This is a genomic window from Pseudoalteromonas sp. ABE4_541 (assembly GCF_056312285.1).
In genome coordinates this window covers 1-13793 of sequence record NZ_JBSVEM010000012.1, presented here as the reverse complement: position 1 = coordinate 13793, position 13793 = coordinate 1, and the positions used below count along the sequence as shown (strand labels likewise).

The window sequence follows — 13793 nt, the reverse complement described above, 5'->3', positions numbered from 1 at the left end:
TAAAGCAGCTAAGGAAGAAAATGAAGTTTAGATCAGTTTTTATTTTGCCCATGATGATTTTGGGGCTCGCTGGCTGCCAATCAAGTCAAAGCGATCATGTTCAGCAGATTGTTAATGTGCCTTTAAGCGTGCCACTTGCCGCTAATTTTAGAAATGAAATTGCGATTGCCCGTTATTCCGAATTGCTACTAGCGAGTGATTTGCAAGCAGAACAAAAAGCGCAGCTTTATTACAATCGCGGCATGCTTTATGACAGTTTAGGACTGAGCACCTTAGCACGTATTGATTTTAATCGTGCGGTAAAGATGAAGCCTGATTTGGCTGAGGTATACAACTTCTTGGGCATTCATCACACCTTGTTGCAAGAATATGGCAAAGCCTACGAAATGTTTGATGCAGTACTTGAACTGGATGAACAACATGAATATGCCTATTTAAATAGAGGGATTGCTCTTTATTACGGCGATAGACCGACACTTGCAAGCGAAGACTTTTCAGCATTTTTATCACGCTCACCACAAGACCCTTATCGCGTGATGTGGCTATTTCTCGCTCAATCTAAAGTTGACCCAGAAATGGCTAAGGCGAAGTTGCGCGACAACAGTGGTTTGATAGATCATGATAAATGGTCAAGTCAACTGGTTGATTTGTATCTAGGTGAACTCAGTGAGACGCAGTTTTTGGGGCAAATATCCGAAGGGGTAACCGATCAGCAACAATACGCTGAACGACTTTGTGAAGCGTATTTTTACCTTGGGAAACTTTATCAGGCACGGGGTAATAAGCAAGTAGCCATAGACTTTTTTAAATTAACGCTGGCGACCAATGTGTATGAGTTTGTAGAACATAAATACGCGCGTTTAGAGTTGGATATACTTGCTGGTAATGCTGCAAGTTAACTATTTAAGTTTATGTGTTTTTATTTTACTGATGATGACGCAAAGTCATCATCAGCCTTATCTTGAAGAAACGACGGCTAGACAAAAGTATTTAGCTCGATACCCACAGAGTTACTATTTAATTCAACATACGGTGCCGCTGCAGAGCTTATCTGACGACACAGTCCTTGCATTGCAAAGTTTAAATGAGCCTGAGTTGAAATTTGAGTGGTCTATTCGTCTCGCTCAGCAAAAGGATTATGCATCGAGTACACTCTATTGGCGGCGGTATTACGATGATGTATCAAACGAACAGCGGATGCGTTTGCAAACGTTGTTGATAGAGCAAAAATCATTCGATGGGTTAGAAAAGTTACGTGCTATAACTGGTTTGTCTGAGAAGGCATATGCATTACTAGCCAGTGAAAAAGGCACCTTACCTTCGTTCATGTCGGAAAATATAAGAACTGCGCTAAATTTAAAACTAATAACGACCGAGGTTGTGTTTCCCAAAGAATGTAAAAACAGGGTGTTGTTAGTTGCGGATCATTATTCAGCGGTGAGTAAACTTCGACAATTACGGATGAAATATAATGAGCAACCAGAACCTGCTGCAAACAGTTTTTGTTTAAGTGAAGTTTTTTATGTTGGTGACACAATGGCTTGCCATGTGGCTCAAAATGAGTTTGCTTACTGCCATGGCGGACGTTTAGCGCAACAATATGGTGCTAAACTCAATCATGTTGACTATGTGATAACAATGACCAAAATGGGTTTAGCAAATGTAACTCGGGGAATGATGACGTTATCGACTGACAGTGATTATCCAATCTTCTTACATGAGTTGATGCATTTCAGCGGGTTTGAAGATGAATATGCGGTATCAAAAGGTAAAGCACGTTGGTTGTGCAAAACTTCCGGTCAGTATGCGCCGAATTTGCGGGTATCGGCACAGCCACCAAAAGAAGGTTGGTATTTGAGTCAAACATGTCAACATGGGCAGCTCAACGCGTATAAACCATCTAGTGAGTGGGGTATTATGCAATTTCAAGAGTTACCCTTGAGCGAGGACTATAGAACATTATGGCGTAGGGCTGTTGAGTCAAAGCAATATCAATTACCCTATTTTAGTACATTTGCTGAGTGATAAATGCGCATTCATGAATTGCTTTTTGGCAAGATATGAATTTAATCTGAAATGTTTATTAAGGTTGTTTAAATTTTGCACGCATAGCGTCTAAAACTATAGACAACTCAAATACTAATAAAGTATAAATGGGAAAGTTTTGTGTGCTTAAAATCAAACTCATTTGTTTAATACAATACAGTTGGTTGCACAGGCGCTCAGTGTAGGTCGTGCATTTACGACGCTGAAACAAAAAGGTTTAATCTATGACTTTGCTTTGGATACCCTTGCTATCCTTAATCGGCAGTATTCTCTCATCATTTACGGGTAAGTTAACGCGCAATCAAACAACTGCATTGACGCTTGTAACCCCTATCATAGCGCTGGCATGGGCTATTAATCTTTCTTTTGATGTATTTGCCGGTCAAGTACTCAGAGAAAGCGTATCTTGGATCCCACTACTTGGGATTGAATTGGCCTTTAGACTAGATGGGCTTGCATTACTTTTTGTGTTTATGATTTTGGGTATCGGTATTCTGGTGATCTTTTACGCGCGCTATTATTTGAGCGAAAAGGATTCAATGCCGAAGCTATTTGCTTACTTAATGCTCTTTATGACTGCCATGCTGGGTATTGTTATGTCTAACAATGTGTTGCAGTTATGGGTGTTTTGGGAGCTGACCAGTATTAGCTCATTTTTGTTGATTAGTTACTGGTGGCAAAAATCAGAAGCGCGAAAAGGCGCGCGCATGGCACTTGCTGTGACTGGCGGCGGTGGTTTAGCGCTGTTAGCTGGTTTAATGATTATTGGTAACATTGTAGGAAGCTACAATTTAGATGTCATTTTACAAAGCAAAGCGTTGATTCAATCGCATGCTTTATATGAGGTTGCGCTCATTCTTGTATTGTTGGGTGCATTTACTAAGTCAGCTCAATTTCCATTTCACTTTTGGTTACCACATGCCATGGCTGCACCAACGCCAGTTAGTGCTTACTTGCATTCGGCAACAATGGTTAAAGCTGGGATCTTTCTTTTAGCGCGTTTTTACCCGGCATTAGCAGGCACCGACCTTTGGTTCGTGATGGTTGGCTTGACTGGTCTGGTGACTTTATTGTTTGCAGCTTATGTGGCCTTGTTTAAACATGATTTAAAAGGTCTGTTGGCATACTCGACCATTAGCCATCTGGGTCTAATAACTTTATTGCTGGGTTTAGATACTGAGCTGGCAACGGTTGCGGCTATTTTCCATATTATCAACCACGCGACATTTAAAGCTTCGCTGTTTATGGCTACGGGAATCATTGATCATGAAACGGGCACGCGTGATATGCGCAAGCTCAATGGCATGTGGCGCTTTATGCCGTATACAGCAACGCTTGCGATGGTTGCTGCTGCTGCAATGGCTGGCGTGCCTTTATTAAATGGATTTTTGTCTAAAGAAATGTTCTTTGCGGAGACTTTATATCAGCAATTATTGGGTTCAATGTCTTGGCTAATTCCTGTCTTGGCAACTATTGCAGGTGCGTTTTCGGTTGCTTATTCTGCGCGTTTTATTCACGACGTTTTCTTTAATGGTGAGCCAATTGGCTTGCCAAAACAACCGCATGAACCACCACGTTATATGAGAGTACCAATAGAAATTTTAGTGGCACTTTGCTTAATTGTTGGTATGTTCCCGAATTTAGTGATCGACAGTATTCTGAATGTCGCTTCTTCAGCAGTGCTAGGGCAGACGGCGCCAGAATTCCACATTGCTATCTGGCATGGGTTTAATTTACCGTTGCTGATGAGCGGTATTGCTGTGTGCGGTGGATTACTTATTTACACGCAAAGACGTTATTTATTCCAATTTCAGGCTTCTTTGCCACCGTTGAATGCCAAGAAAGCATTCGATACGTTTGTATACACTATCGTTAAATGGTGCCAGCACAAGGTTGTCGCCATTGAAAATGGTTCGTTACAGCGCTATTTAATGCTGATGTTTATTGTCGTGTTACTTTGCGCTGGCTGGCCGTTGTTTGAAATGGCCCAGCTCGTTGGAGATAAAAAGCCAACCTCGGTTGATATGCACAATGGTATTGGTGCCGCTCTATTGATGATAGGGGCAATTGGTACGGTTATTTGGCATCACATAAGAATGGTATCACTGTTGATGCTCTCTGTGGTTGGTCTGATGGTTTCTGTTGCATTTACACGTTTTTCTGCACCAGACTTGGCTTTGACGCAGTTAACTGTTGAGGTGGTGACCATCATCTTGTTAATGCTTGCGTTATTTTTCTTACCGCAAAGAACACCCAGAGAATCTAGTTCTATCCGAGTGCTGAGGGATCTTGGGATTGCGTCTGCGATTGGTGTTGTTGTCGGTAGTATTTGTTATGCCATGATCACACGTCCACTCGATTCTATTTCCCAGTTTTTCATTGCTAATGCAAAAACAGGAGGGGGGGGGACCAACGTAGTCAACGTGATTTTGGTTGATTTTAGAGGGTTTGATACCTTAGGTGAAATCACTGTGCTGGGTATTGCTGCTTTAGGCATATACAAGCTCTTACTCAACTTGCCATTGTTTATGCCTGCAAGCGATAGTGAAGGGCGTCCTTGGGCTAAAGAGCGTTATCCAATTCTATTGGCGAGTATTTCACAAAGTTTGTTGCCATTAGCATTGTTGGTGTCGTTCTATATTTTCTTGCGTGGCCACAATCTACCAGGTGGTGGTTTTATCGCAGGCCTTATAACCTCAATTGCCTTTATTTTGCAGTACATTGCGCATGGTTCAAATTGGATTGCAGAGCGCTTGACAATTAACTACCGGAAAATCATCGCTTCGGGCATAGCAATCGCGCTTGTGACAGGTATCGGTAGTTGGTTCTTTGATAGGCCATTCTTAACGAGCTGGTTTGACTATTTTGACTTGCCACTTGTTGGAAAAATTGAGCTCGCAAGTGCCCTTGTATTTGATTTAGGTGTTTATATTACGGTTGTTGGAGCAACATTAATGATTTTAGCTAGCTTAGGTAAGCTCACTGCCGATGCGCCGAAAGAAGAGGTGAATTTCTAATGGAACTGTTATATGCATCTTGCGTTGGGTTACTGGTAGCTTGTGGAGTGTTTTTGATCCTAAGGGCAAGGACATTTCCCGTTGTGCTTGGTTTAACCATGTTATCATACGCTGTTAACTTATTTTTGTTCTCGTCTGGTCGTATATCACTAAACCAAGCTGCAGTGTTGAGCAATGCTCAATCTTATGCAGATCCTTTACCTCAAGCGTTGGTATTGACCGCGATCGTGATTGGTTTTGCGATGACGGCGTTTGTAGTGATTTTAGCGATTAGGGGGCGTGCCGATTTGGGCAATGACCACGTTAATGGCCAGGTTGTGAATAATAAAAATAAGGGTAAAGCATGATCCAGCACTTGACCTCGTTACCCATTTTATTGCCTATGCTCGCTGGTGTAATATTGTTAATGCCACCTTGCGGGAAAAGCTTACCTATTCGACGCGTAGCCTCGGTGCTGTTTAGTGTTGTGACTTTGCTCGTATCTTTATCGCTGCTATTACATGTGCAAGATATGGGCACGCAGGTGTACGCGATAGGTAATTGGTCTGCACCATTTGGTATCGTTTTGGTGGCGGATCCACTTTCAGTATTGCTTGTTAGCTTAACTTCACTGCTTGGCGTTGCATGTGCTTTGTATGCTTGTGCAGGCGATGACGAAAGAGGGGCATTCTTCCACCCACTTTTACACTTTTTGGTGTTGGGGGTAAATGGCGCGTTTTTGACTGGCGATATGTTTAACTTGTTTGTGTTTTTTGAAGTGCTGTTGATAGCCTCTTATGCGCTGTTAATGCATGGTGGTGATAAACACAACACGCGAGCAGCTTTACAGTATGTCATTATGAACCTTGTTGGTTCTGCCGTTTTTCTTATTGCGTTAGGTACCTTATATGGTGTTTTAGGCACGCTCAACATGGCTGATATGGCGAATAAAATTGCCAGCTTGCAGGGCGATGATATCTATTTGGCGAAAATAGGAGGCTTGCTTCTATTAGTGGTATTTGCATTAAAAGGTGCATTGTTGCCGTTGCATCTTTGGTTACCGAATACCTATGCTACGGCTTTGCCAGTTGTCGCAGCGCTATTTGCTATTATGACTAAAGTTGGTGTGTATTCTATGATGCGTGTATACACCATGATCTTTGGTGAACATGCGGGTGAGCTGAGCTTAATGGCACAACAGTGGCTGTGGTGGCTAGCGATAGCAACAATTGTGTTTGGCGCTATTGGTGTGCTCGCTAGTCAAGACTTACGTAAGCTGACAGCTAATCTTGTGATTGTTTCGGTAGGTACTTTAGTAGCTTTAGTTGCGGTGCAAACAGTGCAAGCAAGTGCTGCAGCAATTTATTACTTAGTACATTCCACATTGGTGAGTGCCGCGCTATTTTTACTAGCGGATCTTATTGCACGTCAACGTGGTAAAGTGTCAGATAGACTGACAGCTGGACGTCCTGTCATTCAGCCTTTATTGCTTGGAGGATGTTTTGTTTTCGCAGCTGTCACTGTCATCGGAATGCCGCCACTCTCTGGTTTTGTGGCAAAAGTCTGGTTGCTGAAAGCGACTCTTCACAGTGATTATGCGTATGTGTTTTGGCCCATTTATTTACTCGCTAGTCTTGCGCTGCTGATGGCAATTGCACGTGCCGGGAGTACTTTATTTTGGCATCACACAACAAACAAACCAATTGAGTCAGCGAACGATATGAAAGTACACCCAGCGCAATTAAGTGCTTTGCTGCTGCTGATTGTTACTTCACCAGCGTTAGTCATTTTTGCAGGTCCACTGACTGACTATGCTTTTACTACTGCTACGAGTTTGCATGACTTTGCTGCTAACGTGAGTGCAGTACTTGAGGGAGGTCAGTAATGCGTTTAGAATCTCGTTTTTCATGGCTGCCTACGCCGTTTCGCAGTTTATTACTATTTAGCGTATGGTTGTTACTTAACAATAGCGTGTCTGCTGGCCATTTAATTTTGGGGCTGATGTTGGCGATCATTATTCCATTGGTAACGCATCCATTTAGAACCAAACAGCCACTCATTTTAAAGCCAGGTTTGGCGCTACGTCATTTATTGCTAGTTTTGTACGATATTATTACGGCTAATGTGCAGGTTGCACTTTTAATATTGGGCCCAACCAAACGCTTGAAGCCTGGATTCGTAAAGGTGCCTTTAGATTTGGCGCATAGTATGCCAATCACAATTTTGGCCAGTACAGTAAGTTTAACGCCAGGCACGGTAAGTGCGGAAGTATACCCTTGGCTTGAATCTCAAGCCGTTGCCGATGAGCCACAACAACGTTATTTGCTGATTCATGTACTTAACCTTGAAGATGAGCAAGCGCTGATACATACCATTAAGCAGCGTTATGAAGCGCCACTTAAGGAGATTTTTGGATGTTAGAAACAGTTATCTTGATTGTGTTTGCCATGATAGGGGTCTCACTGATGCTCAACTTATGGCGATTGGTGGTGGGGCCGTCGGTGCCAGATAGGATTTTAGCGCTTGATACCATGTACATTAACAGTATTGCTTTAATCATCTTGTACGGTATGAGCATGGGCACTAGCTTGTATTTTGAGGCTGCCTTGCTCATAGCTATGCTTGGTTTTGTCAGCACGGTTGCGGTATGTAAATACTTGCTTCGTGGCGATATTATTGAATAGGTGTAAATATGTCTGAGTGGATTATTTCAATATTACTGCTTATTGGCGGCTTTTTCGTATTGGTTGGCTCAATTGGTCTGGTAAAAATGCCTGACTTTTTTATGCGTTTGCATGGTCCAACAAAAGCAACCACATTGGGTATGGCATGTTTGCTTACGGCTGCGATGGTTTATTTTAGTCAGCTACAAGAGGGTATTAGTGCTAAAGAAATCTTAATTTCTATTTTTTTATTACTAACAGCGCCGATTAGTGGTTATATGCTCATAAAGTCGGCTATTCATCATAAGCTTGACAGCATCAAGCGTACATCAGGTAAAGATAATATCGAAGATGATGTATAAACCGTTTGAGTAAGATAAAAAAGGCATGAGGGAATTCATGCCTTTTTTATTGCCGGTACTTTCAGTTGTTGCGCTGAATGCACGTTTGTGATTTGCTGTATAAACATAAAAAACTATCTGCTGAATGGTTGAAGTGTAATCAGTTTTTGTTTTTTATACTAAAATTAGGGCTGAACAATTCATCCACACGCATATCGGCATGTCATACCTAAAAGGAAACATATGGATCAGGCATCGATTAAAAATAAGCTACTTATCTTCTTAGGCACATTAGTCACTGCATTGGTGATGCTACTCACACTTTTTATGTGGTTTCATTTAGAGCAGCAAAACGAAAGCCAAAACGAGCGCGTGCAAGGTGTGATTTACCGCCAAGCACAGCAGAGTTTAACTGCACAGGGCCATTATTATGCCCAACGTGTTGCAGGTTTTATCAATGAAGCGTATCGAATTCCCAACTCTTTGGCAGGGGTTTTGAGTAATACAGCGCAAAACCAACCACTGTCTCGAAGCGAGGTGCAAAGGGCTGTCGCAGGCGCTTTAACACAAAACCAGTTTGTCTCCTCTATGTATGCGCAGTTTGAAGCGGACGGTTATGATGGAAACGATGGACAATATATGGCTGGAGCAAGTCACTCAGTAAAAGGTGATGGTACTTTAGAGGTTTATTTTACGAGAGATTCAGCTGGGATCTCGCAACAGGCGGTTGCAGCTGCTGCAGATAAATATTTGACGGCTAAAAACGAATTTGGATTACGAGAAGCGGAATGGTACTTGTGCGCTCGAGACAAGAACCAGCCCTGCATCATGGAACCATATATATACGATGGCACATTGATGACATCACTGACAGTGCCTGTAAAAGCGCAAGGCAAATTTGTTGGTTTGGTGGGCGTGGATGTCAATTTGCCAGTGTTTCAGCAGCAAACTGTTGAGCTATCGAAAAGCTTATATGGTGGAACGGCAAAAGTATCTTTATTAAGTGAACTAGGGCTAGTGGTTGGCTCAAGCCACTATAAAAAGTTAGCGCGTCCACTGCGTGAGTCGATACCTTCCGAACGTGCGCGAGCATTACTCGAACTGCATAACTCAAATGATTTATTGGAAATCGATGGTGACATTGCTATTGCATTACCAATTCATATTAAACTTGCCGACGTCACTTGGTCACTATTGATAGAAGTGCCTAAAGAAGCCGTTTTAAAAGAGGCTGCTCAATTAGCACAAGCGTTAGATGAGTCGGCGAAATCGGCAAGTCAAACAATGCTGGTTGTTGGCATTGTGATTGCTGCAATAGGCATCGTGCTCGCTGTATGGCTAATTAATACCATTATTAAACCTTTGACTCAGATCCAACAGAGGGTTGAAAGCCTAGCAAGTAGTGAGGGAGATCTAACGCAAGCATTACATGTGAGTCAACATGCAGAGTTAATCGCCTTAGCTAAGGGGTTTAATATATTCACAGACAAATTGCGGCGTATGATTGATGATTTGAAAGCGCTTGCGGAGCAGTCTTACCAACAGTCGTTTACGACAACGGAAGTAGCTATCAACATTAAGAATAAAGTCGCAAATCAGCATAATGAAATAGACAGTGTTGTTGCTGCTATCAATGAGTTAAGTGCGACGGCCAGTGAAGTTGCTCGCTCATCAGAACAAGCGGCACAAAGTGCCAACGAAGCGGCTGCGCAAGTGCAGCGAAGCGAATCAAGCATTGTTAAGACGACGCAAACAGTTCAAGCGATGGCTAGCCAAGTGTTGGAAGCAAAACAAGCGATCAATAAAGTGGTGGAGCGTAGTGCGGATATCTCTCAAATACTCGATGTGATCCGAGCAATCGCAGAACAAACTAATCTACTTGCATTGAACGCTGCTATCGAAGCCGCAAGAGCAGGTGAACAGGGGCGTGGTTTTGCTGTTGTTGCTGATGAAGTAAGGGCTCTGGCCTCTAAGACCCACGCTTCAACGAATGATATTAGTGAACTGATTAGTAACTTAACTCATGAGGTTAATCGTTCTGAAGATATTATAGAGAGTTCTGTTTCGCAAGGAGAGCAAGCTGTGTCGTACTGTGAAGAGTCGGCGCAAGCAATGAGCACGATGGTATCTATGCTGGCAAACATTTCTAATGAAGTCACACAAATAGCAACGGCAGCAGAGGAGCAGAGTGTCGTGACAGAGGAGATAAATGGTAACACGACGGGGATCTCGGATGCAGCGGCAGAGTTGTCAGCGCTTGCAGATCAAGTCGAGCAGGCCGCCAGTACGATGACACAGATAGTTGAGCAAAAACATGCTCAACTTAACTTACTGAAAACACGTTAGTAGAAAACGTAAACTGGCATAGTGCGTTCAGTTAACATAGAATAACTGTTAATTTATACAGTTATTCTATGAGCTCTTCACAATGAAGCTTTATATCGCAGAAAAACCATCATTAGGTAGAGCAATCGCCGACGCTCTGCCTAAACCACACGTTAAGCAGGATGGTTACATTGAAACAGGCGATGGCAGTATTGTTTCTTGGTGTATTGGTCATTTGCTAGAGCAAGCAGAACCAGAAGATTATGATCCTAAGTTTAAAAAGTGGCAATATAATGACTTGCCTATTGTGCCAATCGATTGGCAATTTAAAGCCAAACCAAAGACCAAAAAGCAGCTGGCTGTACTGAAACGCTTGATAAAAAAAGCGAGTATTATCGTACATGCGGGCGATCCAGATAGAGAAGGTCAGCTACTGGTTGATGAGGTACTGCAACACATAGGTCTGTCTGCACAGCAAAAGCAATCAACACAACGCTTACTTATTAGCGATTTAAACCTACAAGCGGTTAAAAAAGCACTAAAAATACAAAAATCAAATCAAGAGTTCATTCCATTAAGCGTCTCGGCGCTAGCTCGTGCGCGTGCCGATTGGTTATATGGAATGAATCTAACGCGGGCTTACACTCTAACGGGGCAAAAAGCAGGTTATCAAGGAGTCCTATCTGTAGGCCGAGTACAAACGCCTGTATTAGGTCTTGTTGTACAAAGAGATAATACAATTAAGGATTTCGTTTCTAAGCCTTTTTATGAAGTGTTCGCACATCTTCTAACAGATAAAAAAGAGCCGTTTATTGCTAAGTGGCAACCAAGTGAGGCATGCTTACCCTATATGGATGAAGAAAAGCGAGTGTTGTTAAAAGCTTTGGCTGAAAATGTAGCATCGCGCATTAAAGGGCAATCGGCTGAAGTGGTAAAGTTACAGCAAACACCAAAGAAGCAGATGCCACCACTCCCTTATAATTTATCAGCATTACAAATCGACGCAAATAAGCGCTTTGCTATATCCGCAAAACAGGTGCTAGACGTATGCCAAAGTTTGTATGAGAAGCATAAGCTGATCACTTACCCTCGTTCGGATAACCGCTATTTACCCAACGAGCATTTTCATGAACGTGAACAAGTGTTTGCGGCAATCGTAAATAATAAGGGATGCGAACAAGATAAGCTAAGGAATGCAGATTTTTCGCTTAAATCTAAGTGTTGGAATGATAAAAAGGTTGAAGCACACCACGCCATTATACCAACGAGCAAAAAGCTAAAGTCGGCACAACTTGGCCAGTATGAGCAACAAGTGTATGAGCTTATCTGCCGGCAGTATGTGGCTCAGTTTTATCCTCCATACGCATATAATGAGACTGTAGCTGAGGTTTTAATAGCAGGTGGCGTGTTTATTGCCAAAGCTAAACAGGTGATGAATCTGGGCTTTAAAGCTTTGTTTGACAAAAACAAACATGAGGATGATTCAGAGTCTTCATTCTTGCCTTCTTTGATCGAAGGGCAGCTTTTGTTGTGCAGCGACTCTGAAGTCCGTGAGAAACACACGCAACCACCCCAGCATTACACTGATGCATCTCTACTTAGTGCTATGACGGGCATTGGTCGTTACGTTAAAGATCCTAACATTAAAAAAATCTTAAAAGATACGGATGGGCTAGGTACTGAGGCAACAAGGGCTGGCATCATTGAGTTATTGTTTAAAAGAGGGTTTCTACAGCGAGAAGGAAAACTAATTAAAGCGAGTGAAATTGGGCACGCTATGATAGCGATGCTCCCTGAAACACTGACTCTGCCTGACAGAACAGCTTTGTGGGAATCGCACTTAGCAAAAATTGCCAATAAAGAATGCAGTTATCAAAACTTCATGGAGCCACTTGTTGGACAAATTCGAGAGATAATCGCAAAGGCACAGCTGACTAATTCGGTAAGTTTTAGGGGGCTAGCGAAGCCTAAGAGTACTAATCGGCGTTTTAAAAGGCGCGCAAAAACCTCAGCAAAGATTAACAATTAGGCTTGTAATTGTAGTCTTTGCCTCAATATATGAACAAACCAGCTAAACACGACGATAAGCAAAGTATGAGTAACCAAATTCAATTAACCAGCGAAAATATACAACAGGTGCTTGGTGAACAACATCAGGACAAACTAATTCTACTGACTTTTTTTAGCGCGCAAAATCCTGATTGTGTTGCACAGGCTTCTATATTAAGCAATTTAGCGACAAGTTATGAATCGCATCTCGTAGTGGCAACTGTGGACTGTGATCTTCAGCAAGCATTAGCTTCGCAGTTAGCTCAGCAAATTGGTTTACAAGCACTTCCTACCCTTGTCATGTTAAAAAATGGCGCGCCAGTCAACATACTACCAGGGGCTCAAAGTGAAGAAGAGATTAAAAAGGCATTGGCAGAGCATTTACCTAAGCCTGAAATGTTACTTCTTGACCAAGCGAAACAAGCACTAGCAAGTGATGACTTAAATGCTGCATTCAGTTTCGCTAAGCAAGCGTATGACATTGACGCGGATAATACGCGAGTTAAGCTCGTACTGGCGAATATATGTATCCAGATACAAAAGTTGGATGATGCGCAAGCGTTGTTATATTCTGTGCCTGAATCTGAGCAAGATCCATACTTCCAAAATTTACAGGCAAAACTAGAGCAAGCAAAACAAGCTCAGGAATCGCCTGAAATAAAAATGCTAAGCGAGGCTTTACAGACTGAACCTGAGAACAATGACATAAAGCTGAAGTTGGCAGGTTTACTTGCGCAAGCGGGAAAAAAAGAAGAAGCGCTAGCGCTGCTGTTAAGTATTTTGCAACTTGATATGAATTTCATGTCAGCAAAACAAGACTTTCTAGATATTATCGCTTCACTTCCTGATGGTGATGCGGTTGCTGCACTATATAGACGTAAGCTATACAGCCTTCTCTATTAATTTCTAAAACGGAAAAAGTACATGCGGATTGTTTGAGGACATAAGTGATGTACTTTTTGCAAAAATAATTTGCATCTTTGATCTTTTCAATAATACTTAATGTCCCACTGTTCAAAAAACAAACTAAAACAGCTCGTAAAAAGCAATAAAACATATGTTTTATTTATATTTAGTTTGTTTTTTGTTCGAAAGGCGCGTTTTTATAATTTTTTATAAAAAAGGGCTTGCGTATTTGTTTGGGGTGCTTATAATGCGCACCCACTGACACGGAGCGCTACGCACTAAAGCGAAAACGAAACGAGTCAGGGTCAAGTAAAACTTAATCTTGAAACTTCTTACCAAGAAAACTTCAAATTAAGTGTTGACAAAAAATCGGGAATGCTTAGAATGCACATCCCTCGAAACAACAAACAGTTTCGAAACGTTCTTTAAAAATATGAAGCAATCATCTGTGTGGGCACTCGTACAGG

General features: G+C 42.1%; 11 protein-coding genes. All 11 read left to right on the top strand.

Annotation, left to right across the window (positions count from 1 at the left end; translation table 11 throughout):
- The first annotated feature begins 20 nt into the window (after window positions 1–20).
- The 11 genes from nlpI to ACW689_RS12655 all read left to right on the top strand — a co-directional run bounded on the left by nlpI (window position 21) and on the right by ACW689_RS12655 (window position 13323).
- Window positions 21–899 (top strand): lipoprotein NlpI, encoded by an 879-nt coding sequence (nlpI, locus tag ACW689_RS12705; protein WP_476291881.1) that lies wholly within the window; start codon window positions 21–23, stop codon window positions 897–899.
- Window positions 877–2025 carry a hypothetical protein gene (locus tag ACW689_RS12700; protein WP_476291879.1) on the top strand — a complete coding sequence of 383 codons (1149 nt, stop codon included), beginning with the start codon at window positions 877–879 and terminating at the stop codon, window positions 2023–2025. The genes nlpI and ACW689_RS12700 overlap by 23 nt, the downstream gene beginning before the upstream one ends.
- A 245-nt stretch (window positions 2026–2270) precedes the next feature.
- Window positions 2271–5063, top strand: a complete 2793-nt coding sequence (locus ACW689_RS12695) for a monovalent cation/H+ antiporter subunit A (protein WP_476291877.1) — start codon at window positions 2271–2273, stop codon at window positions 5061–5063.
- Window positions 5063–5410, top strand: a complete 348-nt coding sequence (locus tag ACW689_RS12690) for a Na+/H+ antiporter subunit C (RefSeq protein WP_476291875.1) — start codon at window positions 5063–5065, stop codon at window positions 5408–5410. The genes ACW689_RS12695 and ACW689_RS12690 overlap by 1 nt, the downstream gene beginning before the upstream one ends.
- Complete coding sequence (locus ACW689_RS12685) at window positions 5407–6927, top strand: monovalent cation/H+ antiporter subunit D (protein WP_476291873.1); 1521 nt, start codon at window positions 5407–5409, stop codon at window positions 6925–6927. Before ACW689_RS12690 ends, ACW689_RS12685 begins: the two co-directional genes overlap by 4 nt.
- On the top strand, window positions 6927–7463 hold the full coding sequence (locus tag ACW689_RS12680; RefSeq protein WP_476291871.1) for a Na+/H+ antiporter subunit E: 537 nt from the start codon (window positions 6927–6929) through the stop codon (window positions 7461–7463). Before ACW689_RS12685 ends, ACW689_RS12680 begins: the two co-directional genes overlap by 1 nt.
- Window positions 7457–7726: a K+/H+ antiporter subunit F gene (locus tag ACW689_RS12675; protein WP_476291869.1), complete on the top strand. Its 270-nt coding sequence runs from the start codon at window positions 7457–7459 to the stop codon at window positions 7724–7726. The genes ACW689_RS12680 and ACW689_RS12675 overlap by 7 nt, the downstream gene beginning before the upstream one ends.
- An 8-nt stretch (window positions 7727–7734) precedes the next feature.
- Window positions 7735–8067: a Na+/H+ antiporter subunit G gene (locus tag ACW689_RS12670; RefSeq protein WP_476291867.1), complete on the top strand. Its 333-nt coding sequence runs from the start codon at window positions 7735–7737 to the stop codon at window positions 8065–8067.
- Window positions 8068–8289: 222 nt separating this feature from the next.
- Window positions 8290–10392, top strand: coding sequence for a methyl-accepting chemotaxis protein (locus ACW689_RS12665; protein ID WP_476291865.1), 2103 nt, complete (start codon window positions 8290–8292; stop codon window positions 10390–10392).
- 82 nt (window positions 10393–10474) lie between these two features.
- A complete protein-coding gene (locus ACW689_RS12660) occupies window positions 10475–12400 on the top strand; it encodes a DNA topoisomerase III (protein WP_476291863.1) in 1926 nt (641 codons plus the stop codon).
- A 65-nt stretch (window positions 12401–12465) separates the two neighbouring features.
- Window positions 12466–13323 carry a tetratricopeptide repeat protein gene (locus ACW689_RS12655; RefSeq protein ID WP_476292094.1) on the top strand — a complete coding sequence of 286 codons (858 nt, stop codon included), beginning with the start codon at window positions 12466–12468 and terminating at the stop codon, window positions 13321–13323.
- The last annotated feature ends 470 nt before the right edge of the window (window positions 13324–13793 follow it).